Annotated in this window: 21 protein-coding genes and 7 pseudogenes; 12 read left to right on the top strand and 16 right to left on the bottom strand. The window is 72.4% G+C overall.

Annotated elements, in window-relative coordinates:
* Position 1: 1 nt before the first annotated feature.
* From OO54_RS05165 to OO54_RS05150, 6 genes and pseudogenes are all read right to left on the bottom strand, one after another.
* Positions 2–5179 carry an HD domain-containing protein gene (locus tag OO54_RS05165; protein ID WP_234439661.1) on the bottom strand — a complete coding sequence of 1726 codons (5178 nt, stop codon included), beginning with the start codon at positions 5177–5179 and terminating at the stop codon, positions 2–4.
* A 190-nt stretch (positions 5180–5369) separates the two neighbouring features.
* Entirely contained in the window at positions 5370–5654 is a 285-nt protein-coding gene (locus OO54_RS47145; protein WP_051786720.1) for a hypothetical protein, read from the bottom strand.
* Positions 5570–6043, bottom strand: coding sequence for an esterase/lipase family protein (locus OO54_RS47140; protein WP_051786719.1), 474 nt, complete (start codon positions 6041–6043; stop codon positions 5570–5572). Before OO54_RS47140 ends, OO54_RS47145 begins: the two co-directional genes overlap by 85 nt.
* A gap of 570 nt (positions 6044–6613) precedes the next feature.
* Positions 6614–6823: pseudogene (locus tag OO54_RS48710) on the bottom strand (helix-turn-helix domain-containing protein); the annotation flags it as partial.
* Positions 6824–7065: 242 nt separating this feature from the next.
* Positions 7066–7542: pseudogene (locus OO54_RS47135) on the bottom strand (PucR-like N-terminal domain-containing protein); the annotation flags it as partial.
* A 430-nt stretch (positions 7543–7972) separates the two neighbouring features.
* On the bottom strand, positions 7973–8746 hold the full coding sequence (locus OO54_RS05150; protein ID WP_033201661.1) for an SGNH/GDSL hydrolase family protein: 774 nt from the start codon (positions 8744–8746) through the stop codon (positions 7973–7975).
* 148 nt (positions 8747–8894) lie between these two features.
* Between OO54_RS05150 and OO54_RS05145 the strand changes: the two genes are divergently transcribed.
* The 3 genes from OO54_RS05145 to OO54_RS46305 all read left to right on the top strand — a co-directional run bounded on the left by OO54_RS05145 (position 8895) and on the right by OO54_RS46305 (position 10172).
* Positions 8895–9350, top strand: coding sequence for a nuclear transport factor 2 family protein (locus OO54_RS05145; protein ID WP_033201660.1), 456 nt, complete (start codon positions 8895–8897; stop codon positions 9348–9350).
* A complete protein-coding gene (locus tag OO54_RS46715) occupies positions 9347–9655 on the top strand; it encodes an FAD-dependent oxidoreductase (RefSeq protein WP_051786718.1) in 309 nt (102 codons plus the stop codon). The genes OO54_RS05145 and OO54_RS46715 overlap by 4 nt, the downstream gene beginning before the upstream one ends.
* A gap of 121 nt (positions 9656–9776) precedes the next feature.
* Positions 9777–10172: a phytoene desaturase family protein gene (locus OO54_RS46305; protein WP_167348124.1), complete on the top strand. Its 396-nt coding sequence runs from the start codon at positions 9777–9779 to the stop codon at positions 10170–10172.
* A gap of 161 nt (positions 10173–10333) precedes the next feature.
* Here the strand turns inward: OO54_RS46305 and OO54_RS05135 are convergent, their stop codons facing one another.
* Positions 10334–10867 (bottom strand): hypothetical protein, encoded by a 534-nt coding sequence (locus OO54_RS05135; protein ID WP_234439659.1) that lies wholly within the window; start codon positions 10865–10867, stop codon positions 10334–10336.
* 170 nt (positions 10868–11037) lie between these two features.
* Positions 11038–11931, bottom strand: a complete 894-nt coding sequence (locus OO54_RS05130) for a recombinase family protein (protein ID WP_234439658.1) — start codon at positions 11929–11931, stop codon at positions 11038–11040.
* A 98-nt stretch (positions 11932–12029) separates the two neighbouring features.
* Here OO54_RS05130 and OO54_RS05125 point away from each other — a divergent pair, with 98 nt between their 5' ends.
* The gene (locus tag OO54_RS05125; protein ID WP_078905050.1) at positions 12030–13280 is read left to right on the top strand and encodes an MFS transporter; all 1251 of its coding nucleotides are present in this window, start codon (positions 12030–12032) and stop codon (positions 13278–13280) included.
* Between the two features lie 52 nt (positions 13281–13332).
* On the opposite strand, the pseudogene OO54_RS43270 reads toward OO54_RS05125, so the two are convergent.
* Together OO54_RS43270 and OO54_RS44905 are read right to left on the bottom strand one after the other, a co-directional pair.
* Positions 13333–13466, bottom strand: a pseudogene (locus OO54_RS43270) (IS5/IS1182 family transposase); the annotation flags it as partial.
* Between the two features lie 20 nt (positions 13467–13486).
* A pseudogene (locus OO54_RS44905) lies at positions 13487–13609 on the bottom strand (IS5/IS1182 family transposase); the annotation flags it as partial.
* Positions 13610–13615: 6 nt separating this feature from the next.
* Between OO54_RS44905 and OO54_RS48270 the strand changes: the two are divergent.
* Positions 13616–14589 (top strand): annotated as a pseudogene (locus OO54_RS48270) (site-specific integrase).
* Between the two features lie 36 nt (positions 14590–14625).
* On the opposite strand, the gene OO54_RS05110 reads toward OO54_RS48270, so the two are convergent.
* The 3 genes and pseudogenes from OO54_RS05110 to OO54_RS48515 form a co-directional block, all read right to left on the bottom strand.
* Complete coding sequence (locus OO54_RS05110) at positions 14626–15084, bottom strand: hypothetical protein (RefSeq protein ID WP_157856429.1); 459 nt, start codon at positions 15082–15084, stop codon at positions 14626–14628.
* Between the two features lie 272 nt (positions 15085–15356).
* On the bottom strand, positions 15357–15788 hold the full coding sequence (locus OO54_RS05105; protein ID WP_051786716.1) for a hypothetical protein: 432 nt from the start codon (positions 15786–15788) through the stop codon (positions 15357–15359).
* A gap of 83 nt (positions 15789–15871) precedes the next feature.
* A pseudogene (locus OO54_RS48515) lies at positions 15872–17610 on the bottom strand (transposase).
* 28 nt (positions 17611–17638) lie between these two features.
* On the opposite strand from OO54_RS48515, the gene OO54_RS48705 reads away from it, so the two are divergent.
* Both OO54_RS48705 and OO54_RS05095 read left to right on the top strand, forming a co-directional pair.
* The gene (locus OO54_RS48705) at positions 17639–17788 is read left to right on the top strand and encodes a hypothetical protein (protein WP_234439653.1); all 150 of its coding nucleotides are present in this window, start codon (positions 17639–17641) and stop codon (positions 17786–17788) included.
* A gap of 119 nt (positions 17789–17907) precedes the next feature.
* Positions 17908–18489: a DinB family protein gene (locus tag OO54_RS05095; RefSeq protein ID WP_033201654.1), complete on the top strand. Its 582-nt coding sequence runs from the start codon at positions 17908–17910 to the stop codon at positions 18487–18489.
* A gap of 89 nt (positions 18490–18578) precedes the next feature.
* Here OO54_RS05095 and OO54_RS05090 read toward each other — a convergent pair whose 3' ends face one another.
* The gene (locus tag OO54_RS05090; RefSeq protein ID WP_033201653.1) at positions 18579–19487 is read right to left on the bottom strand and encodes a LysR family transcriptional regulator; all 909 of its coding nucleotides are present in this window, start codon (positions 19485–19487) and stop codon (positions 18579–18581) included.
* A 72-nt stretch (positions 19488–19559) separates the two neighbouring features.
* Here OO54_RS05090 and OO54_RS05085 point away from each other — a divergent pair, with 72 nt between their 5' ends.
* Positions 19560–19952 carry a RidA family protein gene (locus OO54_RS05085; RefSeq protein WP_033201652.1) on the top strand — a complete coding sequence of 131 codons (393 nt, stop codon included), beginning with the start codon at positions 19560–19562 and terminating at the stop codon, positions 19950–19952.
* Between the two features lie 15 nt (positions 19953–19967).
* Here OO54_RS05085 and OO54_RS05080 read toward each other — a convergent pair whose 3' ends face one another.
* Positions 19968–21374, bottom strand: coding sequence for an MFS transporter (locus OO54_RS05080; protein WP_051786715.1), 1407 nt, complete (start codon positions 21372–21374; stop codon positions 19968–19970).
* 109 nt (positions 21375–21483) lie between these two features.
* Between OO54_RS05080 and OO54_RS05075 the strand changes: the two genes are divergently transcribed.
* Positions 21484–22062, top strand: a complete 579-nt coding sequence (locus OO54_RS05075; protein WP_033201651.1) for a helix-turn-helix domain-containing protein — start codon at positions 21484–21486, stop codon at positions 22060–22062.
* A 78-nt stretch (positions 22063–22140) separates the two neighbouring features.
* Here the strand turns inward: OO54_RS05075 and OO54_RS05070 are convergent, their stop codons facing one another.
* Complete coding sequence (locus tag OO54_RS05070) at positions 22141–22494, bottom strand: PRC-barrel domain-containing protein (RefSeq protein ID WP_033201650.1); 354 nt, start codon at positions 22492–22494, stop codon at positions 22141–22143.
* Between the two features lie 140 nt (positions 22495–22634).
* Between OO54_RS05070 and OO54_RS05065 the strand changes: the two genes are divergently transcribed.
* From OO54_RS05065 to OO54_RS05060, 3 genes and pseudogenes are all read left to right on the top strand, one after another.
* Entirely contained in the window at positions 22635–23039 is a 405-nt protein-coding gene (locus OO54_RS05065; protein ID WP_033201649.1) for a hypothetical protein, read from the top strand.
* A gap of 152 nt (positions 23040–23191) precedes the next feature.
* Positions 23192–23290: pseudogene (locus tag OO54_RS48510) on the top strand (DUF6766 family protein); the annotation flags it as partial.
* A 117-nt stretch (positions 23291–23407) separates the two neighbouring features.
* Positions 23408–24682 carry a geranylgeranyl reductase family protein gene (locus OO54_RS05060; RefSeq protein ID WP_033201648.1) on the top strand — a complete coding sequence of 425 codons (1275 nt, stop codon included), beginning with the start codon at positions 23408–23410 and terminating at the stop codon, positions 24680–24682.
* Positions 24683–24817: the final 135 nt, after the last annotated feature.

Here is a 24817-nt window from a genome sequence, read left to right as displayed (position 1 = left end):
GTCATGCGCCGTCGGGCTCGGCCGTGTCCCCGGGCTCCACTTCCAGCCCGAACATCCCCGCGTAGACCTCCAGCCGCTCCCGCACCCAAGCGGGCGACTCCCCGACCGCCTCGGCGCGGACGGCGACCCGAGCCCGGCTCACCGTCCCGCCCAGCGCGGGCAGCATCCCGTCGAGTCGTTCGGAGAGGATCACCAGATCCTGCCAGCGGGGTACGACCTCGGGCACGTCGGCGATCGGTGGAGCTCCTCCTTCCAGGGCCAGGTAGGGCCTGATCCGCTCCCAGGTGCGACCGACCGGCTCGCCGAGGCGGCCCGCGACACTGACGAGGTCGAGCGGCACCAGCGGCGATCCGGCGGGGGAGACCCGATGGGCCGGGTCGACGGTCGCGGCGGTGTACGCGTCGGGCACGCCGGCGGGGAGGCCGGCCACGGCCTCGGCGTCGAGCGGCGGGACGAGGGCCCCGATCGCGCGCAGCGGTACGAGTGCGGCGTAGGCCTCCCGGACGCCCTGGCGGTGCTTGCTCGCGTAGACGACGAGCTTCTTCGGGGTGAGCGGGTCCCACCGGGGGGTCTCGCACCACTCGCCGTTGTCATCGTCGTCGTCGACCCCGTAGGTGAGCAGTGCCATCGTCTCGTCCGCCGACGGGCGGAACTTCCGCAGTTCCTTGGGGAGTTCCGCCGCCACGAGGTCCGGCCCGAGCTTCAGGCGCTCCGCCTCGCGGCCCGCCGTCTTCCACAGGTACGACAGCTTCTCGCGGAGCTCCTGGCTCGCGGTGAACAGGACGGCCGAAGTGGCGGGGACCGGGTAGTTCGCCGAGTCCCAGGAGGGATCCGGACCGGAGAACGCGAACCGGCTGGGGATCGGCAGTTCGTCCCAGGCCCGCAGCAGCGGCGCGGCATCCGGCAGGGACACCCCGACGGAGCGCAGTTCGTCGAGGGTCCAGGAGAGCTCCTCCCAACTGGTCGTGTGCGGCCGGACGTAGGCGAGGTCCCGGAGGGACACCCCTTGTTCGAGCCGGACGTCCACGTCGTGCAGCCAGCCGACGAGCTGCCCGGTCCCGAGTGACGGAACGACCGCCCGTCCCGCCGACCCCTTCGTGTACCGGCGGCGGTGGACCAGACCGAGTTCCCGCGCGTGGAGGGCGAGGACGCGCTCCGCCTTGTGCAGCGGGATCTCCCACTCGGCGGCGAGGTCGAGGGTGGCGGCCCACGGCAGCACCGCGCTTCCGTCGCCCTCGTCCACGACGTAGCGCCGCAGGAGGTGGAAGAGGTCGGACGGAACCGAGGCCCAGCGTTCCACGGACGCCGGATCGGGAACCGGGCGGAGCCAGCCGAAGAGGGCGACCCTCCACAGGGCTTCGCGAGTGGCGCAGCCCGCGTCGAGCGCCGCCGCCCGGAGGTCCCAGGGAGTGGTCGTCGGCCGCCAACTGTCCTCGTTCTCCCGGACGTACAGCAGCGACAGCTCGTCCCGGGTGCACACGTGGTCGCGGTGGTGATCGGGCACGGAGGGGACCGGGGCGTCCAGGAAGGGCGCGTACTTGGCGCACGTGCCGAGCAACTCGCCGAGCGGCGTGCGGTATTCGGCGGACGCGCGGACGACCCCGCTCAGGTCCCGCGGCGGGTGCCGATGGACGAACTCGTTCCTCTGGCGGTCCTTCCCGGCGTACGTGCCGCCGCCCCCGAAGCTGATCGCGAAGTTGGCGTAAGGGTCCCTCTCGGGTCCCAGGAGCCCGGAGACGACGTGCAGGTCGGTGTGGTCGGGCTTCCAGTCGAGGTCGCCGGCGCCGAAGACCGGTGGGGCGGCCAGACGCGGATGGGCGACGCGCAGGGAGCGGGCCGTGCGGAGCACCTCCGAGACCTCGATCCCCTGGCTGTAGGCGACCTTGACGGCGTTGCGCCAGTCCCCTTCGACGTCGTCGGCGATGTGCGACCAGCCCGGCTCCGGCACCGGATGCCCTTCGAGGGAGGACGGAGCCGCTTCGCGCTGCCTGCCGAGTCTGTGCCCGAGGGCGGCGGTCCGCCAGGGGCGGATGGCGTCGTGGAGCCGGCCGTCCTTGCCCGTGGGCGTGGACCGTCCCTCCACGTGCGTGTCCAGCCTGAACCAGCCGACCTCGTCGAGGTCGACCGTACGGCCGTACTCGGCCGCCACCCGCACGCCCTTGCCCCGCCACTCCTGCCACAGGATCCGGGCGATGGCGTGGTTGCGGGTCTCCATGGACCAGAGCCATGCGAGGGTCAGTCCTGGCCACCCGGGCAGCGCGCGAGCCCCCAGGCGGATCTGCTCGTGGGCCCACCGGATGTCGAAGTCCTCCAGCTTGTTGCGGTTGACGCTGAGTCTGCCCCGGTACTCGCCCGACAGGTTGAGGACGTGACCGACCGTGCCCTTGTCGGTGACGATGCCGTCGCAGACGATCGCACCCCTGCCCTTGACCCACCACAGGATGCCGGGCACCGCCTCCACGGCCGACTCCGCGGCGACCGTGAACTTCCCCTCGCCCGACTGGAGGACGCCGGCCTCCCAGGTGGCCCCCCGGCCGTCCTCGTCCCGTACGTCCAGGGTGAACTCGCTCACCAGGACCTGGGAACGCAGGGCCGACAGGCAGGAATCGCCCGTCAGACGGCGGTCGTCGCGCAGGTAGAGCCGTACGCGGGTGCCGCCGTCCGGGAGGACCGCGGTGCCCCGCTCGTCCACCTCGCGGACCCGGAACAGACTGCCGCTGACGGGGATCTCCACGCGCAGAGCCTTCTCGGCGGGCCTGCCGTCGGGGCCGACCGGGCGGGTGACGATGACCATCTCGTCGGCCAGCATGAAGTAGCTGAAGACGCCGATGCCGAAGCGGCTGTTGGGGTAGAGGCGCAGCGCCGTGTCCTGGCGGAGCCAGGCCGCCTGCTCGCGTCGGAACGCCTGGGACTGGTCGAAACGCCGGCCGGCCTGCGTGAAGGTGCTCCTGAGCTGCTTCTCGGTCATGCCGACGCCGTTGTCGAGGCATTCGACGTAGGGGCCGCGCTCGTCCCGGCCGGTCCGGATGCGGATCCCGCCCGCCCAGGGGCGGGGCTCCTTCCCGCAGCTCCGCAGGTAGCGGACGCGCATGTCCCGGTAGCGGCAGGCGTCCAGGGCGTTCTGGTACAGCTCCCGCAGGGCGAGCGTGGGCTTCCCGTCGTACAGCTCCTCGCCCATGAGCAGCCGGCGGATCTCCGTCTGGGCCAGGGTGAAGCGGGTGAGGGGCACGTCGTACGCGTCGAGGCCGCCCTGCTCGGCGGGACGCAGCCGGTGGACCGTGAGGCGGGTGGGCAGGCCGCTCAGCAGCGCGCCCTCGTCGGTGGGGAGCCCCTTGGCCGTCTCGGCCAGCGCGTGGACGAGTTCGTCGGCGTCCTCGACGGTCGCGGTGAGCGCCGCATGGATCGCGGGGTGCGGGCAGACGGCGTCGAGATGCAGGTACGCGGGGGCCTCGCCGGTCCGGTCGAGGTCCCACACGGCATCGCGGAGCACCGTGATCAGCTCGTCCGGCACCACCGGATCGGAGACCGCCAAGTGCTCGGCGACCACCTCCGGCATCCGCCGGGCGTCGAAGGCGAGGAGCCCCGCCAGCCGGAGCAGCGCCGCCAGCGGGCCGGTCCGCAGCCGCTGCGGGGTCTTGCGTACGACATGACGGTCGGGGAGCGGGTTCCGCCGGCCCTCCGGCGGCTCGCCGAGGGCGAGGCCCGTGGCGACCGTCCGCAGCGCGGCCGAGAGCCGGGCCGCTCGGCTGCTCGGCGCCGTGCCCTGACCGCGCGCCGGCTGATCCGTCCCTTCGAGGAGCCGGGTCACGAACCCGGCGGACCACACCTCGGACACGGCCTCCTCGTCGGTGGCGAACCGTTCGGCGATCCACCGGTGGACCAGCCACAGCACGACGGCATGGCGGTCGTCCGACGGGGCGGAGTCCCACCAGTACCAGTCCGTCAGCTTCTCGGTGATCTGGGGATGCTGCTCGGTGATCTGCTCGTAGTGCCGCCGCGGGTCGTCGGCGTCGGGGCGGCGGCGCACCGAACGCGGACGGATCCCGGCGGCCTGGCCCAGCCGGTCGGCCCAGGCCGCCTCGTGCAGCAGGACGCCGGCGATCAGCGCCGTGACCTCGAGGGCGGACAGCTCGGCGCCCTTGGGCAGCAGCGTCGGGAGCACGTCGCGCAGCACCCGTACGGGGAACTCGTCGTCGGCCCACGGGTCGCCGAGCCGCTCCTGCGCGTGGTGCACGTGCCGGGCCACGTCCGCGGCGAGGCCGGCCAGACAGTCCTGGAAGCCGGCGACCACCGCGTCGTCGGCGGCCGGCACGTGGTCCCAGAGCGCCGGTACGCGCACCGCGTCCTGCCACTCCTCCAGCAGGCGCCTGCCCCTGGCGACCTCCCACGACCGGGTCTCGGCCTCCCGGTCGGTGCCGTAGTGGATCAGGGCCCGTTGCGGTGGGGCCCCCGCGCGCCGGGCCAGGTTCCGCGTCTCACGGCGGGCCGCCTCGTACACCTGCTCCACCGTGGTGGCCTCGGTGAGCGGGCCGAGGGCCCTCGCGAGCGCGAGCGAGAAGAAGCTGCCCGCGTCCGTGGCGCCGCTCAGTTCGTTGGGCCCGCAGCCGGTCAGCACGGCGAAGCCGGAGCGGGGCGGCCCCGCGACGATGCGGCTCCCGAACGCGGCGGCTCCCGCGTCCTCGGCCGAGCGGCAGGCGTCGACGATCCACAGGACCGTGTCGGCGGCGCAGCCGGTCAGGTACCTGCTGATGTCGGCTTCGAGCAGGGACTCGCGCACGTGCGGCTGGTCCCACCCGCCGCGGCCCCGGCCCTCACCCGCACCGCCGTGCCGGTCCGGGCCGCCCCCCGCGTCACCGTGCCGGGACCGCCCGTCCGCCGTCCCGGCGCTCCCCGCGGGCGCCTGGGCGTCGGCGGGCACCAGGTAGTCGGTGTCCCCGACGCGCACGCCGTGCCCGGTGAAGTGGAGCAGCAGCGTGCCGCCGGGGGCCGCGCCGAGCGCCAGCGCGGTGATCCGTTCGGTGATCTCGTTGCGCGTGGGATCGCGCAGCGTCTCGACGGCGTAGTCGCTGCCCCGCAGCGCCGCTTCCATCGCCGCGAGGTCGGCGTCGACGGTGGCCCCCAGCGGGGGGAGGTGCCGCGCGACACCGGGGTTGTCCCGCACACCGATCAAGAGCGCCACACGACGTGCACCAGCCACACCCGACCCCCTCGGTATCCCCTCCGAAGAGCACATGATGGCATCCGGCCGGGGTGCCGCGTGGCGGATGGCGGACGCCGTCCGGGGGCATCCGAGAGCCGTCCGACGGTCTCCGGCGCGTGCGGCGCGCCCCGCGGCCCGGCAGGCCACGGGGCCTGCGGTGGGGCGGGGTTCAGCAGGCGGGGCGCCGGGCGTGCGCGGGGTCGAGGGCGTCGAGGACGAGGCGGGTGGCGACCGGGTCGTAGCTGATGCCCAGGTGCTCGGTGGAGTCGTCGGGGCAGAAGTCCTGGATGCGCTGGTCGGTGACGTTCGGGGCGGCGGCCAGGAAGGACGAGGTGTACGGGGTGACGACCTCGTCGTAGCGGGTGGCGATCAGCGTGTACGTGACGCGGGGTGGGGCTCGCCAGGGGAGTTGAGGGCGGTGACGAAGCCGGAGCCGGTGATCTGCCGGCTGCACGCCGTGCAGAGGAGGCCCAGGAACTCGTCGCCGAGCGGGACCACGCGGGTCATCGTTCCCAGGCCGAGGAGGCCGGTGCCGTGGTTGGTCGGGGAGAGCGCGACGAGCTTGTCGACCTTCGTGGTGCCGCCCAGGTTCTTCAGGTGGTGGCGGGGCGTCATGCCGCCCTGGGAGTGGCCGACGAGGTCGACCTTCGCCGCGCCCGTCGCGGCGCGGACGCGCTCGACGAACGCCGCCGGTTCGCGTGCCGAGTCGCGGATGTCGCCGAGGCCGGTGACCGGGCCGACGACCCCGCCGTAGTCGAGCGCGTAGACGCAGTGGCCCTGTCTCTTGAGCTCGGGCGCGAGGCCGGCCCAGTCGGCGTACCGGTTCTCGAACGTGCCGTGCACGAGGACGACGGGGCGGGGGTGGGCGGCGGTCGGACGACAGAACCGGTCGTCGGCCCCGCTCGGGACGGCCGTGGGGGGCGAGGACCGAGTAGCCGTATGCCGACGCGAAGGCGCGCTGGGGCGGGCCTGCGTGGTCCCCGGAGCCGAACAGCGCCGGAGCCGTGGCGACCGGCGCGGCGGCCGCCGCCGTGCCGGTGCCGGCGAGGGCGAGACCGGCGGCGACCGCCAGGCCCGCGACGGCCGAGGTGAAGCGGGTACTGAGGCTGCGCATGAGGTGGGTTCTCCGCTGTGCTCTCGTGGGGGCGCGGCGGCGCGTCCACCCCTTTCCGTCGAGGCGAAGACGCGGACGCTACCGGCGCGTGACGTCCCGGCCGGACTGGCGTCCTGAACCCGACGCGCACCAGGAGCCGCCGCCGCCCGCGCGGGGACCGCGCACGGCGGTGACAGGTTCCGGCGACGACGCCTCACGTGCCTGACACAACTCCGTGGGCGGGGTGAGACCCCTGGGGGTGCCACCCTCGGCTCGGCTCGGTTCGGTTCCGGGCTCAAGGCCCTTGTGCGGAGGGCCAACAAGGCCTCGAAGCGGAAGTCGGAGTCGCTGAGGCGGTCGCCGAACAGCGCGTCGAGACGGCGGAGCCGCTGCCGTGCGGTCTGGGGGTGGATGCCCAGGGCCTGTGCCACCTCCGGCGCCGTCCGGACCCAGGACGCCGGCAGGGCCTCCAGCGTCTCGGCGAGGCGGGTCGCCCGCCCCCGGGGCAGTCCGGCGAAGGCGGCGAGCACACGCCGGTCGAGGAGGCGTCCGATCGGCGCGCCCCGGAGCAGGTGGAGCTCCGCCAGTTCGTCCTCGGCGCGTACGAAGAGGCCGTGCTCGTCCTTCGCCCGGCGGTCGAGGGCGAGCCTGGCGCACTGCAGCGAGAGCCACGCCTCCCGGAGGCCGACGGCTGGGCCGAGCGCGGCGGCCCGGGCGTGGACGGCGAGCCGCAGCCGCTCCACGAGGCCGCTGGTGTCCGGCTCCGGGACGATCACCACGGCGTCGTTCCCCCGGTGCGACACGAGGAGGTCGTCGTCCGTTCCGGGGACGCCCGCCCGCCCGGCCGGACGAGGGCGACCGCGACGGTCCGCGGCAGCGCCCAACCCGCCGGCCCCGCGAGGGAGGTGAGCGCGGCGAGCGGGGGACGCCGGCCGCTCCACGGCGTTTCGAGCAGTCGCTCGACGAGCGCGCGGCGAGCCCGTTTCCGCTCGCCCTCGGAGCGCAGCTGCGCCGCGAGGAACCCTTTGACGGACTCGTTGGACAGCGCGTTGATGTGGACCAGCACGGCCTCGTGGAGGGGCAGGACGAGGTCGGGAGGCAGGGCCGCGGCGTGTACGAGTTCGGCGTACCGGCGGCCGCCCACGCGGGCGCCCACCCGGAACGCGGCCTGGAGTCCGCCGGTCGTACGGCCGTTGAGGAACTCGACGCGGCCCAGGTGCGCCGGAAGTGGCGGCTGTGGTGGTCCTGCGGGCTGTCGGGGCGCTCGGTGAGCTCGGCGAACTGGTGCATCGCCCGCCGGATCGACTCGGCAGGTCCCGGTCGACGGCGGAGTCGACGGGGCGGCGGTACACGGCGACCTCCGCGCGGATGGCGTCGACCATGTCGGTGGCGATCCCGTCGATCCGCGGCCGGATCAAGGCGGCCGGCTCCGCGGGGAGTTCGTACCACGGCTCACGGGCGAACGACTCGTGGGGTGACACCATCGCTGTGACTCCGTCTCGAGCGGCTCGGGCGGCTCGGGCGGGGCGTGCCCCGCCCGTCCGGCACGGGCGAGGCCAAGAGGTTACGCACCGGTAGCCTGCTTGTCTCCCCGGGTGTCCCCGTACGCCGGTGGACGCGGCACAGCCGTCCGATGCCCTGAGGGCCGATCGGGCCGGCCCTGATCCGCCGGACAGGCCCTAGGCGCGGAGCGGGGTGAGGTCGGGGCGCTTGGCGGTGCGGTCGTCGCCGGAGGAGTGGCCGCGCAGTCGGCGTCCGAGCCAGGGGCCCAGGAACTCGGCGGCCCAGCGCAGTTCGCCGGTGACGTCGCCGGGGCCGGGCGGGGTGGGCAGGGGGTGCGCCCAGGAGTCGTCGCTGTCGGGCAGGGCGAGGGTGTGGGCGACGGCGGCGGCGATGCGCTCGTGGCCGATCGGACTGGCGTGCAGCCGGTCCCGGCTCCACAGCCGGGGGTCGGTCACGACCTCGTGGTGACCGGTCTCCACGACGATCACGCCGTGCCGTCGCGCGGCCGCGCGGATGCGGTCGTTGAGGGCGGTGACGCGGTGGCGTACGGGCCTGGCCAGGGGCATGAGGCGGGTGACGTCGGGGAAGGTGAGGGTGGCGACGCGCGCTCCGCCGGCGGTGAGCGCCGCGAACATCGCCTCCAGGTGGCCGGCGACCTCGTCGGCGTCGAAGCGGGGCCGCAGCAGGTCGTTGACCCCGGCCACCACGGTCGCCAGGTCGGGTCGCAGCGCGAGCGCCGGCGCGAGCTGTTCGGCGTGGACCTGGCGTGCGACGCGACCCCGGACGGCCAGGTTGGCGTAGTGCAGACCGGGCTCGTGCCGTGCCAGGTGCTCGGCGAGGCGGTCGGCCCAGCCGCGCAGGCCCGTGGTGTCGTCGCCGTCGCCGACGCCCTCCGTCTGGCTGTCGCCGAGGGCCACGAAGCGCGCGAAGCGAACGGGTGTGGCGGTCATGGGCAGGGCCTCTTTCCTGGAGCCGTGCGGGCTTCCCGTCCCTTGAGGGTCGCATTCTTGATTAGTCGCGGAAGCGAGTATAGACACCTGGCCGGATTGCTCGTACCCTCCGATGCGTCTATTCAATTAATTGACTAGAGGTGTTCCCGTGCATCCCTTCCGCAAGGCCGTGGAGAACCGCGACGAGGCCGCGATCGAGGCCCTCCTCGCCGACGACGTCGTCTTCACCAGCCCCGTCGCCTTCAAGCCGTACCCCGGCAAGGCGATCACCGCGGCGATCCTCCGAGGCGTGATGCGCGTCTTCGAGGACTTCGCCTACGAGCGGGAGATCGCGAACCCGGACGGCCGCGACCACGCCTTCGTCTTCACGGCCACCGTGGACGGCAAGCGGATCCAGGGCTGCGACTTCCTCCACTTCGACGAGGACGGCAGGATCGACGACTTCACCGTCATGGTCCGGCCGCTCTCCGCCGCCCAGGCGCTCGCCGCGGCCATGGGGGCCCAGTTCGACCGGATCGCCCGCGAGGCCGCGGGTGCCGCGCAGGCGGCCGACACCCCCGCCGCCACGGAGGCGACCGACACCGCGGAGGCCGCCGGCGCGTGACCGACGTCGATGTCGTCGTGATCGGCGCCGGCAACGCCGGACTCACCGCCGCCGCCACGCTCCAGCGGGCCGGGATCCGCACCCTGCTCGTCGAGCGGCACAACGTGCCGGGCGGCTGCGCCACCTCCTTCCGGCGCGGCCGGTACGAGTTCGAGGTCGCCCTGCACCAGCTGTCCGGGGTCGGCCTGGAAGGCCAGGGTTCACCCTGCGGGGGCTCTCCGACAAGCCGGGCGTCTCCGACCGGATCGACTTCGTCCAGGAGGAGGACCTCTACCGGGCCGTCGTCCCCGGCCGCCACGACGTGACCGTCCCGGCGGACTGGGCCGGGGCCGCCGACGCGCTGGAGGAGGCGTTCCCAGCAACCGGGACCGCGTCGAGCGCTTCTTCCGGCTGCTGCGGGACGTCGCCTTCTGGCAGATCGCGGCGATGCGCGGGATGCCGGGCGACGACATCGCCCCGGTCCTCTTCCGGCAGGGCCTGCGCCCGCTCGGGGACGTCCTCGACGAGCACTTCGACGACCCGGGCCTCAAGTCGGTCCTCGCCACCTACTGGACGTACCTCGGACAACCGCCGTCCCGGCTCGCCTTCCAGGACCTGGCCATCACGCTCTTCGCCTACCTGGAGTTCAAGCCCTGGCACGTCAGGGGCGGTTCGCAGGCCATGTCCAGCGCGCTCCCCGACTCGTTCCTCGCCGCCGGCGGCGAGGTCCGCTTCCACACGGCGGTCACCGGGATCCTGACCGGACGCGGCCGGGTGCGCGGGGTCCGACTCGCCGACGGGCAGGTTGGCCGCACACCGCTGCGCACGCCTCCCGCTTCGTAACGCCTGGTGCACGTGTAGCAGGGGTGCCGACGAGGCGAGTCCGCACGGGATGATCTTGGTGAATCAGAGTGCTGCTCGGCGGGGCCATGATCATCTCCCTGTGCCACCCATGGGTCGCGGCCGGTGGCGCGCGGCCCCTGAGCGGTACAGGGAGACCGGGATTAGTCGATGCCGGCGCCTGTCTCCGGAGTCTTTCGGGCGTTGTTCCTGAGGTTGGCGAAGGGCAGAGCTCCTCCGTGGAGTTCTTTGAACTCGTCGATCAGGTCCTGCTCGGCCTCACCCGGGTCTTCCTCGGTCATCGGCCGCCAGGCGACGAGCAGTGCGTCCGAGTCGGCCAGCTGCCAGATGTAGCGTCCGCCCCAGTGGCCGGCCAGCAGACCGGTGCCGTGGCGGCGGTAGTCGGCAAGCCTCTGGTTCAGTCCGTCCTGACCCGCGGCCTTGCCGATGTACACGACCGTTGCTCCGTCCACCCAGGCATCGCCGAGCTTGTCGGCGGTCACGGACGGGTCGCGGCCCTTGAGGTGCCCGGCAGGGCTGGTGGGAAGGAACGACGGGGGCGAGGTGTCCGTGCGCATCACCACGTAGATTCCGTGCCCGGTGGGGACGTTGCTGCCGGGCAGTTCACGGAACGGTACGAAGCCGCGGAAGCCACGTGCGGTCAGGGTCCTCTGTGTCAACTCTGGTGTCGGGCTCATGCCGGGCATCGTGCCAGGCGCATCTGACAGTCCTCGGCGGTAGGCGTCGTACCGCAGCCGAGCGGGGGCAGGTCAACGACCTGCCCCCGCTCGGGCTTGGTGGGATTGGTATCTAGTGCTGGGCCTTCGGGTGTGAGTAGTCGGGGTACAGGAAATCCCGGCGAGAACGATTATGGTCCGGTCGGCGCGAGGGTGCTGACGCGGTTCTCGTACTCGCGGCGGGCCTTGCGCTGGGCCGGGACTGCGGGGAGACCCTGGCTGCCGTCGAGCGGCTGGCAGCGGGCGAGGAGCTGTCGGTGCACGGCCGGGACGGCGCTGACGCGCAGGGTGTAGCCCTGGCCGCGTCGTACGGCCACCCCTTGGTCGAGCGCGACACGCTCGGCAGGTTCCAAGTCGGCGGCCCGGAGGAAGTCGGCGACCTTGCCGGGCATGTCGAGGACGACCGACAGCTCCGGGACCGGGGCGTCCTCCTCGGTGGCGGTGTGGTCGGGCAGGAGATCGGCGACGGCGGTGCGGATGGCGCCGCGGCTGACGCCGTGGTCGCGGGCGAGGGCGGCGATGGAGAGGCCCTCCAGGTACGCGGTGCGCACGGCGTCGGTCCTGTCGGCCGGGACGGCCGGGCGGCGTCCGCCTTTGCTGCCCTTGGCCTCGGCGGCCCGCAGTCCGTCGTAGGTCAGCTCGCGCTGGAGGCCGCGCTGGAGTTCGCCGGCGGCGGCGAGGGTCTGCACCATGAACTTCACGGTGGACAGCAGTTCGCCGGTGCGGGGGTGGCGGGCGGTGAGGTCCAGGGCGGAGAACGCGCCGTCGTGGATGCGCAGCGCGACCTGGTCGCGGTGGAGGACGTCGAGCACGTCGAGGATGTGCCCGGTGCCGCGTACGAGGCGGAGCATCTCGGAGATGTGCACGGTGTCGCCCGGCCGGGCGTAGGCGAGCAGTTCGCCGAACTTCGGCCGCTCAAGGGGATGGAGGCGGCTGGAGGTGCCGGCCTGTTCCTCGAAGACGACCGGGCCTTCGATCCCGGCCTCGGCCAGGACGAGGTTTTGCCGGTCGGTCGACACCGGCACCCTCAAGTGGTCAACGCACCACCCACGGATGATCATGTGATCGTGGAGGCACGTCGTACGACTGCGGCGGGTTCTGCGGCGCTGTTAGCCTACGGTCCATGATCAAGGGCGGTTTAGCAGGCCGAATAGGCCGGATGGCGGGGGACAGTGGGCCGGAGCGCGTGCTGGTCGCCGCCAGTTTCGTCAACCGGGTCGGCAATGGTCTGTTCAACGCGGCGTCGGCGCTCTATTTCACCTTGGTCGTGGGCCTGCCTGCGGTGCAGGTCGGCGCCGCGCTCACCATCGCCGGAGTGATCGGCTTGTGCGCGGGGATACCTGGGGGTCATCTCGCTGACCGGCGCGGCGCACGCGTGATCATGATGCTGGCCCTCACGGTCCAGGCGGTATCAATGGCGGCACTCGTCCTCGTCGAGAGCTGGGCCGCGCTCACGATCATCGCGACGGTCGACCAGATCGCCGCGGCGGTCGGAGGGGCGGCGTGGGGGGCTCTGGTGGCCCGGGTCGGGGGTGAGCGACCGGCCATGTTCCGGGCGAAGCTGCGCACCTTCGTCAACCTGGGCGTCATCCTGGGAACGGTGGGTGCCGGGCTGGCGCTGGCCGCGGACACCCGTGGCGCCTATGTCACGCTGATTCTCGGCAACGCGGCGAGCTTCGCCCTGTGCGCGGTGCTTCTGCTTCTGCTGCCCCGCTATCCGGCGCTGCCAGCGCCGCCGCGGCAGAGGCGCTGGCTCGTCTTCGCGGACCGTCCGTTCCTGACGTTCACCGCCCTCTACGGGGCCATGGGACTGCAGTACCCGGTGGTCTCCCTGCTCCTGCCGATCTGGATCTCCGAGCACACCGAAACGCCGCGCTGGACGGTGGCCGCGCTGTTCGCAGTCAATTCCGCCTTCTGCGTACTGATGCAGACCAGGATCGGCTCCCGTATCGAGACCCCGTACGACGGCGGCAGGGCGTTTCGCACTGCGGGACTGCTCTTCCTCGTCAGCTGCCCGATGATGGCGCTGGCGGCGTACACCCCGGTCTGGGCGGCAGCAGGACTGGTCCTGGCCGCGATCTTCGTCCATAGCCTGGCAGAGGTCTGGGAGTCCTCGGCGTGTTTCGCCCTGGGTTTCGGTCTTGCCCCTGACCATGCCCAGGGCCAGTACCAAGGTGTCCTCGGCCTCGGCTTCAACGCGGGCCAGGCTCTTGCCCCCGCGATCCTCACCACGGTGGTGCTCGGCCTCGGCACGGCGGGCTGGCTGCTGCTGGCGTTGTTCTTCGCGATGCTGGGTGCTGCTGGCCCATCTCTTGCCCGCTGGGGCATGCGGACCCGGCCGCAGCCGGGCGTTGCTGCGGAAGCGACGAGCTGACCAGGGAGTAGGTGCCAGGAGCCTCCCGTGTGGCGTGGACCAGTGGGCATTCTCAGCGTTGGCGTTCCAGGGTGAGGATGGCTGCGGCGATGGTGGTCATGCGGTGGGGCTGCAGCGGGCTCTGCGGAGGATTCGCCAGGACTCGAGCCGCGCGATGCTGCGTTCGACCGGTGCCCGGGGCGAGGATCAGTGCGCCTTTTCCAACATCACGCCGAGGCGTGATGAAGGACGAGGACAGCCTGGACGATCGCGGTGATGCGGTTGGTGCCGCAACGGAGCTTTCGTAGGAGGCGCCAGCCCTTCAAGGTGGCCATGGCCTGCTCGCCGAGGATTCAGTGCCCACACTCCTTCAGCTGCCGATCGGAAAGGCAGTGACCGTCCGGACTGCGGCCGACCTGTTCCTCGACTCGCTCGGCAACCCGAACACCGTCCGGAACTACGGCATCGCCGTGGGGAAGACCGCCGAGCGACTCGGTGAGGGCCGGCCGCTGGCCTCGGTGGAGGACGCCGAGATCGGCGAGGCGCTGAAGCTGCTGTGGGGCCGCTCGGCGGTGAACACCTGGAACGCCCGACGCGGCGCCGTGCTGTCCTGGACGGGCTGGTGCTCCGAGCGCGGGTACGAGGGTCCGACGTCCCGGCCTGGGCGAAGCGGCTGGCGGTACCGGACTCCGAGACCCCGGCCCGCTCGAAGATGGCCGTCGACCGGCTGATCGCCCGCCGCGAGGTCCACCTGAGGGAGAAGACGCTGTGGCGGATGTTCTTCGAGACCTCGGGTCGGGCGGAGGAGATCCTGGGCGTGAACATCGAGGATCTGGACTTCGCCGGGCGCCTCTGCCCGGTCTAGGCGAAGGGCGCCCGGACCAAGACCCGCCGCCGGGGCCAGGCCCGCGAGGACTACGTGCTGGAGATCGTGTACCGGGACGCCGGCACCGCCCGGCTCCTGCCCCGCCTGCTGAGGGGCCGCACCCGCGGACCGGTGTTCGTCACCCACCGCCGCCCGGGGCCCGGCAAGGTCGTCAGCCCACGCGACGTCTGCCCGGACACCGGTTTCGCCCGGCTGTCGTACGGGCAGGCCCGGGCCCTGCTCGACGAGCACACGGCCGTACGCGGACCCGGGACAGGCTGGGATCTGCACGAGTACCGCCACTCCTCCCTGACCCACCTCGGTGAGCAGGGCGCCTCCTTGCTGATGCTGATGGCGAAGTCGAGGCACAAGAAGCCGGAGAACGTCCGCCGCTGCTTCAAGCCGTCCCCGGAAGCGATCGCCGAGCTCACCAGTCTGCTCGCCCCGGCAGGCACTGCGCGCTGAGCTGGCCCGGGGCGGCTCAGCCCACGCTGACCGCTGCTAGCCCTGGACAGGGGTCAATGAACCACCGTAGTCAGAGAAGTTGAGCGCGGTGTCGAGCTCGTCGGCCTGGTAGGGCATCGTGGGAAAGCTCGCGATGGTCAAGTTGTAGAACTGGGGCCCTGCGGGAACCCGCACCTGAAACTTGAGGATGCAGTATCCGCCCCTGATGTAGCCATTCTCGATCCGCCCGACACCAAGGGTCTTGCCCTGTTCGTCGCTCACCTTGACCGGCTGACCGACGGCAACCCAGGAGTACCCCGGGGAATCGCCACACGATGCCCCCTGGGTATCGCCGTACAACCCCTTGTGGAGGGATGTCTCGATCTCGCCCCGGACCTGGCGAGGTGCGTGGGATGTGGACGAGCCGTTCCTCTCGACGCTGCTGCTGGTGCAAGCGGACGTCGATATCAGAACAGCGGTGAGACCGAAGAGTGTTGCTCCTGCCGGTCTGTTCATGGAAGGCCCTTCTTGGGTTCTGCTCTGCGGCAGGCGGAGCATACAGGCGGGCGCGATCGCTACCGTCAGTCACTGCACCGTTGGCCCTCGCGCTGAATCCAGCCTCGACCGTCACTCGATGCTGCGTGTCTGCTCGCCGGAGCTATACGAGAGTGGGGCCGAGCCGGCCGATGGCGGTCCTTGTGCTTGTTGTGCTGGTGCAGAGGAATCGCCTGAGGCCCGTCACACGGGCCTCAGGCGATTCCGGGGTACGCGGTGAGTGTGCTCAGCTGTTACTCGGCCGTCGGCTCGACGTAGGTGTTGTCGAACCAGTGAAGGAACTCGCGGACGGTTCCGATCTTGGCGACCCGGGCGTGCAGTGCCTTCTGGTCGTGGCCGGCCAGGAACCAGCCGCCGGCGACCGGTTCGCCGCAGCCGCACCCGCACAGGCGGGTGTCGTGCAGCGAGTCGAAGTAGGTGACCGGGTTCCGGGCCGGCTCTGCGGGGGTCTTCTTGTTCACGTAGGCGTCGTAGACCGCGTCGCCGGCCTTGAGGAACCTGCCCTCGATCGCCTTGCGGCCTCCGGCTACTGGAACCAGCCTGTCGATCTCGATGGCCATGCGCACTTCCCGGTCGTAGGAGAGCAGCGCGTACTGTTCCTTCTCCGCCCGCTCACCGAGGACCCAGCAGCCCCGGTTGGCGCGGAAGAGCGCTTCGTCGCCCATTTTCTCGTCCCAGCCGACGTGATCACGGCCCAGCTGGTCTACCTCCGGGTCGACATACTGAATCTTGCTGAGAGCGATGTGAATCAAACCTGCCCCCAATAGGTGGATACCCAGGGTGCCTTGCCCTGCCATCTATCGGCGTCCTGTCGGAACCGCCCGGATACCTTCAACCCCTTGAGCGTAAGGTCTTCGGGTGGGATTCCCGGGTGCAGGTGGGATTCCCAGCTGTACCGTGGCCCGACGGCTGCCCGCCCTACTCGTCGTCGGCGGTTGTTTGTCCCGCAGGGGCCGCAGGCCGCCGGGCAGGTCTGGGAGCTGGAAGGAGTACCGGCCGAGCATGTTGACGTGGTGCCGGACGAACGGGAGAGGCGGACGACATCCTCGTCGCGGACGTCGTGACCATCGGAGGGAAGCTGGGTGACGGCGGCGTCCATGTACCGGGTGTTGAAGAGGACCAGGGCGTTGAGGACGAGTCCGAGGGCGCCGATCTGGTCTTCCATCCCGTCCTGGTAGCGCTGGTGGAGCTGACCGGCGCGGCCGTGGAAGATCTTCCGGGCGAGCGCGTGGCGGTCTTCCTGGAGGTCGGCCTGCACCTTGATCTGCCTTCGGTAGCCGGGCTCGTCGGCCAGGCGCAGGATGTGCAGGGTCTTCGCGATCCGCCCGCAGTGGGCGATCGCGTCGCCGAGCGGGGTCGGGCGCCCGTCGCGGGAGAGCATCCGGATCACGTCGTACGCGCGGACGGCTCCGGTGTGGATGGAGCCGATGATCCTCAGGATGTCCTCCCAGTGCCGCTCGATCCTGGCGAGGTCGACCCGGCCGCGTGCCGCGTTCTGGAGGCGCCGTAGTCGGCGGCGCGGTCGATGCGCCACATCTTCTGGTCCGGCAGGTCGGCGAGCTGCGGGGCGTACGCGAACCCGGCGAGCGTGAGCAGACCGAACACGATGCCGGAGTAGCTCGCGGTGTCAGTGACGATCATCTCCGGGCGGCGGCCGCCGTCGCGGTCGTGGAGGACGTCCGGCACGTACAGGGAGTCGCGCGGGGTGCCGGCCACGACCTTCCTGCCCAGCCCGGCAGCTTGGTCGTTGATCATGTTGAGCCAAGTTGCCCCGCCTCGGCGCCCGAAGTACTTCGGGTTCGGTCGCGCGTACACCGAGGGGACCGGAACGACGAACCGCATCCCGTCGACCGAGGCGACGAGGCCGCCGCCGCACGCGCTCGCGAGGTCGATGGACTCCTGGTGCTCGATCAACGTGGCGTTCGCGGCCCGGTAGGTCGCGAGTCGCGGATAGGTCTGGTCGACGTGGGACAGCCGCCCGTACTTCAGCGCGTCCACCCCGCCGATCACGGGGGTGTAGCCGACGTTGCGGCCGTGCGCGACCAGGAGCGCGGCGATCGTGACGTGCGGGTCCCTCAGGCGGGGTCCGGCGCCGGTGACCGAGGTGAACGCCTGGTCGGCGCCGGTCCAGGGGAACACCTCCAGCGGCACCTCGGACAGATCCACCCGGGGCGGCGTCGCGTTCACCGCCGCCCGTAGGTCCAGTAGGGAGGCCGGTTCGGGCTCCGGCTCCAGCGCGGCGAAGTGCAGTCGGCCGTCGTCGAAGGCGATCTGCGTGTTGTCCGGCAGCCGCCCGGCGACCTTCCGGTATGTGCCGTCCAGCAGCGCGGCCCGCGCCGCCAGGTGCTCGCCCGCCTCCCCGGGCAGTCCGAGCGAGGCCGGCACGGTCGGTCGGGCCTGCTCCCACGCCTCGCCGTCCAGCAGCTTCGCCCGCGGGTCGCCCCACTTCGAGGAGGTCTTCGCGAACACCTGCTTGCTGCGCAGCATCCGGTGCAGCTGATCCAGCACGCAGAACGTGTACGCCTTCCAGTCCACTGTGCCCGGCTCCAGGTGGGGCGCCGAGAGCACCAGGCGCCGCCACGAGCAGGCCAGCAGGCAGGTGAGGTTCGGCTACACCCACGCGTGTGTCGCCTACCCGCTCACCGACGTCGAACTCGACGTCTGAGTTCCACGGGTCCGCCGCACCGCGGAGCGCGACGGCCCCCGACCTGACTTGCGAAAGATGCTGAAAGAAATTGCAGGAAAGGGTTGACCGTCGCTCCGCCCGGGCGAGAGGGTCGTCCCATGCCCGCACACGTACCGCCGGTCGCCGACGAGCGCGACGGCCTCCTCGCCTACCTCGCCCAGCAGCGTCAGGCCCTGCGCGTCACCGCCCACGGCCTGACGGACGATCAGGCCAGGCGGACGCCCACGGCCGGCGAACTGAGCATCGGGGGCCTCATCAAGCACGCCGCCCGCTGCGAGGCGGGCTGGACCGACCTGATCCTCCAGCGGCAGCGCGGCCCGCAGCGGACGGCGGACGAGAGCGACTCGGCGGAGTTCCGTCTCACCCCGGAGGAGACCCTGGCGGACGTACTGGACCAGTACGAGGCCGCGGCCCGCGAGACGGACGCGGTCATCGCCGGCATAGCCGACCTCGGTCAGGCCGTGCCCGTCCCGCAGGGGCTGCCCTGGTTCCCCGCCGACGTGCCGGCCTGGTCGGTCCGCTGGGTACTGCTCCACCTCATCGAGGAGACCGCCCGGCACGGCGGTCACGCCGACATCATCCGCGAGTCCATCGACGGCGCCACCCTGTTCCCCCTCCTCGCGGCCGCCGAACAGTGGCCGAACCCCTGGTTCGAGCCGTGGCGGGCCCCCGCCGGCTGAGCGGCCTGCCGTCCCGCGGCGTCGACCACAGCGCACGAGCCAGGGCGAGCCCGCCCGGCCGGGCGACCTTCCGACCCCCGAGGCGTCGACTACGGCGTCCCCGACGGCCGTTGACCGAGCGTCGCCAGAAGGCGGGCGACCAGCGGATTCGGGTCGTTCGCGCGCCAGGCGGCGGCGACGCTCGTGCGAGGGGAACCCGGCCCGATCCCGCGGAACGCGACGCCTTCGAGCCGGATGCGGCGGATGCTCTCCGGGGCGAGCGACACGCCGAGGCCGGCCTCCACCAGGGCGCAGACCGTCTGCCATTCGACGGCGTGCTGCACCACCCGGGGGGTGAAGCCCGCCGTGGTGCACAGCCCGGTGATCCGGTCGTACAACCGGGGACCGACGGCGCGGGGCAGCAGGATGAACGGGGAATCCGCCAACTGCCCCACCCCGACAGTCCGTCGGGCCGCGAGCGGGTGTCCGGACGGCAGGACCGCCACGAACGGCTCGGTCAGCACGGTCTCGAAGGCGAGCTCCGCGTCGTCGGTGGGCGGCTCGCGCAGCAGGCCGACGTCGACGGTCCGGTCGCGCAGCGCCGCCAGCTGCGGAGTGGTGGTCATCTCGTGGATGTCCAGCCGCACGGCGGGAAACCGCTCCCGGAAGTCCCGCAGCAGGCCGGGCAGTACGGTCAGGGCGAGCGACGCGGCGAAACCGATCCGCAGTCGGCCGGCCCTGCCGCTGCCGGCCTCGCGGGCCGCCGCCAGACCGTCCGCGAGCCCGGTGAGGGCGTGCCGGGCGGCCGGGAGCAGTTCCCGTCCCGCCGGGGTGAGGGCGACCCGCCCCGGATCGCGGCTGAACAGCGGATGGCCGACCTTGTCCTCCAGGCGCCGGATCTGCTGGCTCAGCGGCGGCTGGGCGATCCCCAGGCGGGCGGCGGCGTGGCCGAAGTGGAGCTCCTCGGCGAGGACGACGAACGCGTGCAGCTGCGCGAGGGGAAGTTCGGGGCGCTCCATACGCCCAGAGATATCACACGGCGCCCACGGAAGTATTAGACGTATGCCTGACGGGCACCTAGCGTTCGGCGCATGACAGAGCGACGCTCCATCCTCAGCGGCTCGACGTTCGAGGAGCAGATCGGGTACGCCCGCGCCGTGGTGGACGGCGACCGGGTGCACGTGTCCGGCACCACCGGGTTCGACTACGCCGCCATGACGATCTCCGACGACGTGGTCGAGCAGGCCGAGCAGGTCCTGCGCAACATCGAAGCAGCCCTGGCCGAGGCCGGGTGCACCTTCGCCGACGTCGTGCGCGTGCGCTACCTGCTGCCCGACCGGGACGACTTCGAGCCCTGCTGGCCGGTCCTGCGCCGTGCCTTCGGCGAGGTCCGGCCGGCCGCCACCATGCTCGTGTGCGGACTCGCCGACCCCCGGATGAAGATCGAGATCGAGGTGTACGCGCGCCGCACCGCCACGCCCTGACCCGGGCCCGGGTCGTCACCCGCCGGTCTTCGCCACCGGGCCGGGGCCCGCGGCGCGCGCCACGACGAGCAGGAAGAGGCCGCAGGCCGCCACGAGCAGCCACCCCGGACGGGTCGCGGCGGCGAGGCCGGCGGGGAGGGTGTCCGCGAGGAGGCCGCCGGCGACGGCGATGCCGACCGCGGCGCCGACCTGGCGGGCGGTGGAGGTGATCGCGCCCGCCACCCCGGACCGCGACGGCGGGAGACCGCTGACCGCGGTGTTGGTCAGAGGAGCGTTGGCGAATCCGAATCCGATGCCGATCGCCAGGAGGGCGAACAGGATCAGCGGCACGCTCGTGTCCCGGTCGAGGCCCACCAGGCACAGGCCGCCCGCCGCGATGAACCCGCCGGCCAGGACGAGCGGCCGCCGGGGACCCAGGCGGCCCACGAGGCTGCCGGACCAGGGCGCGCACAGCGTGGCGCCGAGCGCCATCGGCAGGGTCGCGGCGCCGGTCGCGAGCGGTGTCCAGCCGCGGGTGTGCTGGAGGTAGAGGGTGTTGAGCAGCAGGGTCGTGTTCAGCGCGACGAACACCGCCGTCGCGCCGAGCACCGCCGTGGCGAACGACGGCCGCCGGAACAGGCCGAGGTCCATCAGGGGTTCGTCGCGGCGCAGTTCGACCAGGACGAAGCCGGCCGTGCCCGCCGCGGTCAGCGCGTAGCCGACGAGCGCCGCGGGCGACGTCCAGCCGACGCGGGGGCCCTCGATGAGGAGCCCGACGGAGAGGCAGAGAACCGCGGTCAGGAGCACCTGGCCGGGAAGGTCGAGGCGGCGGGCGCGCCCTCCGCGCGACTCCGGCACGAACACGGCGACCAGGACGAGGGCGGCGACGACCACCGGCGCGTTGATCCAGAACACCGAACGCCAGCCGAACGCGGCGATCAGCGCCCCGCCGGTGACCGGACCCGCCGCCATGCTGAGCCCGAAGACCGAGGCCCACACGCCGATCGCCCGGGCCCGCTCCCGTGGATCGGGCAACGCGTTCACCACGATCGCCAGCGCGACGGGGCTCAGCATCGAGGCCCCGACGCCCTGGACGGCCCGGGCGGCGACGAGCACGCCCAGGGACGGCGCCAGGGCGCACGCGAGGGAGGCCAGGCCGAAGACGACCAGCCCGCACCGGAAGACCCGGCGGCGCCCGAAGCGGTCCGCGAGGGCGCCGGAGACGATGAGCAGGCTGGCCATCACCACGGTGTAGGCGTCCACGACCCACTCGAGACCGCGGGTGCCGGCGCCGAGGCCCCGCCCGATCTCGGGCAGCCCCACGTTGACGATGGTGGTGTCCACCCCCACCAGGAACATGCTGAGCGCGCAGACCGCCAGGACCGTCCAGCGCCCGCGCACGCTCAGCGGGGCGGGTGGAGTGGGCAAGGACGTCGTGAGCACGGGCGTTCCCCCTTCGACGGATCCCCTGGGCGGGGATCGGACGCCGTCCAGGCTCGGGCCGGGGGAGACCCCGGGACCAGGAACTTTGCGAAGACCGCAAAATGGCCGCATGGACAGCGAACTCGCCGCGCTCATCGACGGCATCGGGCCCCGCCTGCGCGCCCTGCGCCGCGACCGCGGCCTCACCCTCGAAACCCTCGCGGCCGACACCGGGATCTCCGTGAGCACCCTGTCACGCCTGGAGTCCGGCCTCCGGCGGCCGACGCTCGACCTGCTGATCCCGCTCGCCAGGGCGCACCGCGTCGCCCTCGACCAGCTCGTGGCGGCCCCGGCCACCGGCGACCCGCGCGTCCACCTCACACCGCGCAGCCGCGCGCGCGGCAGCGTCCTCGTGCCCCTGACGCAGTACCCCGGCCGGGTACAGGTCTTCAAACAGGTCCTCGCGTACCGCGAACCCCGCCTCGTCACCCACTCCGGCTACGAATGGCTCTACGTGCTCGCCGGCGAGCTCCGCCTCATCCTCGGCGAACGCGAGGTCACCCTCCGGCCGGGCGAAGTGGCCGAGTTCGACACCACCGAACCCCACTGGTTCGGGCCCGCTGGCCCCGACCCCGTCGAGATCCTCCACCTCTTCGGCCCCCACGGCGACCAGGCCGTCGTCCGCACGGGCCCGGACGACGGCCGCTGAGCGCGGCCGGACGGACCTCCCCGCCGCCCCGACGACGGGGCCACCCGACGGGCGCCCCATGGACCGGGCGGCGCGTGGTCACATGTGGGGCTGGCCGTAATAGCGGGCGAACTGTTCGAGGTAGGTGGGCTCCGCGGCGTACTTGGCCTCGTCGAAGGCGGGGGCGTCCTTGATCCGGTCCTTGGTGCGGTCGACGTAGACCTTCTCCTCGGAGGTGTCGACGCGGGTGATGGTCCCGGCCGGGAGGAGGACGCGCCGGCCGAAGATCCAGGGGCCGGTGTCGACGACGAGGTAGGAGGAGCCGACGTCCGCGGAGTGCTTGTCGATCTTGCCGATGGAGCCGTCGACGGCCTCGACCTCGTAGCCGATGAGGTCGAGACCCTGCGGGTAGCCGCTGCCCGGACGGTGGTCCCAGAGCTCGGACTCACTCATGGCGACACCTCTTTCTCTGCCTCCATGGTCCCGTGGGCCACCGGCGCGCGCACGTCGCCGCGTGACCCGAACGGGTGGGGAGCGGGGCGATTCGGCCTCGCGGCCCGTGCCGCGGCCGCGCGGAGGGGCACGCTGGACGCGTGAGAGTCCCCCTGCCGCTCGGAGCGGCGACGGCCGCGATCGTCCTGTCCGCGTGCGGCGCGCCGCAGGCCCGCCAGGACGGGGCGGGCACCGCGGGCCGGACGTTCGAGGCGGCTCTCGCGGCCGGCGACTTCCGCGCGGCGTGCGGACTCCTCGCTCCCGGGAGCCGAGAGCGGCTCGAAGAGGACGAGAAGAAGCCGTGCGAGGAGACGCCGCCGTCACAGGAGCCGCCGAGGGGCGGCGCCGTGCGGAGCGTGGACGTGTACGGCAGACAGGCACTGCTCAGGTTCCGCGACGAGACCCTGTTCCTGTCGCAGTTCGACGACGGGTGGCGGGTCACCGCCGCCGGATGCGTGCCCGAACCGGGCGACGAGCCGTACCGCCGCGTCCTGAAGGGGGCATGAGGTGAGAGCCCTGTTCGTGGCGTGCGTGGTGACCGTGGTGGGAGGCCTCGGCGATCGGACTGATGCACCGTCCACCTGCTCCAGCGCGGTTCCTCGCAGGCCAAGGAACCGCACAAGGCGGGGGCGGAGAGCGAACGCGAGCAGCGTATCCGGCGACGATGGCCGTCCTCTCCGCCTACCTGCGCCGGCGCGGTTCACCGGAGTCCGAGCCCGTCGGCGCCCCGCACGACGCCACCGGCGTCGAAGGCTGACGTGTCCCGGCCGCCACGGAGATGCCTCCCGTGACGCGTGATCAAAGCCGTCGTACGCGGGTACGGATGGGGAGCCGTTCCCCACAGCCCACACAGGCCGCAGCAGAGGAAGATCCCATGGACCTGTCTCCCCACCGCGACTCGGCGGACGTCATCGTCGTCGGCGCAGGACCCGCCGGCTGCGCCGCCGCGTACCGCCTGGCGTTGGCGGGGCACGACGTCCTGCTGATCGAGAAGGCGACCTTCCCACGGGACAAGATCTGCGGCGACGGCCTCACCCCGCGCGCCGTGAAGGAACTCGTCGGCATGGGCGTGGACATCGGAGGGGACGGCTGGGTCAGGACGCGGGGCCTGCGGGCCCACGCCTCCGGCACCACCGTGGAGATGCCCTGGCCCAGCGTGGCGTCCTTCCCCGACTTCGGTCTCGTACGCAGCCGGATGGACCTCGACGAACTGCTCGCCCGCAAGGCCGTGGCGGCCGGCGCACGGCTCCTGGAGGGGACCAAGGTCACCGGTCCGGTCATCGACCCGGCCACCGGGCACGTCTGCGGGGTGACCGCGGTGCGCGACGGGGAGACCCGGACCCACCGCGCGCCGCTGGTGGTCGCCGCCGACGGAGCGTCGAGCCGGCTGGCCGTCGCCCTCGGCCTGCACCAGCGCGCTGACCGGCCGATGGGCGTGGCAGTGCGCCGCTACTACACCGTGCCGAGCCGCGACCAGGACCACCTGGAGGCCTGGCTCGACCTCGAGACCCGCGACGCGCGCGGCCGCACCTACATGCCCTTCGGCTACGGATGGGTCTTCCCCGTCGGCGGCGGCACCTTCAACGTCGGCCTCGGCACCTTCCACGTCGGACGCAAGCCCGACGTCGACCACCGGCAGCTCTTCAGGGAGTGGACCGCGCGCCTGTCCCCGGCCCGCTTGTTCGACGACGACCACGCCACCGGCCCGCTGCGCGGCGCCCCCCTGCCCGCCGGCTTCAACCGGCGGCCCCAGTACACCCGAGGCCTGCTCCTGACCGGGGACGCCGGAGGAATGATCAACCCGCTCAGCGGCGAGGGCATCGACTACGCGATGGAGTCCGGCCGCCTCGCCGCCGACACCGTCTCCCGCGCCCTCGGACGACCCACCGCCGCCGCCCGCGAGGAGGCACTGCAGGGCTATCCCGAAGCCGTCCGCGCCGCCTACGGCCGCTACTTCACCGTGGGACGCCTCGTCGTCCACGCCCTCAACCAGCCGCGGATCATGAAGCTCGTCGCCACCAGGAGCCTCAGCCGGCCCGTACTGCAACGCTTCATGTTCAAACTCTGGGCCAACCTCACCGACCCGCACAGCAAGGACGCCCTCGACCGCGTCATCACCGCCATCCAGCGGGCGGTCCCGGCGGCCTGACCTTCCGTCCGCCGCCCTGCGACGCACCTCCTGACGCCCGCTCACCGCCCGAACGCGGGGCCGTCGCCGCACCACGGCGACGGCCCCGCGGGCGTTGTCAGTGGCCCTGGATAGTCTCCCCGCATACCGCAGCTC

The sequence above is a fragment of the Streptomyces wedmorensis genome, assembly GCF_000716445.1.
In the GTDB taxonomy this organism is placed as follows: Bacteria; Actinomycetota; Actinomycetes; order Streptomycetales; family Streptomycetaceae; genus Streptomyces; species Streptomyces wedmorensis.
The sequence above is the reverse complement of the archived record's forward strand: the minus strand, read 5'-3'. Positions and strand labels throughout refer to the sequence as shown.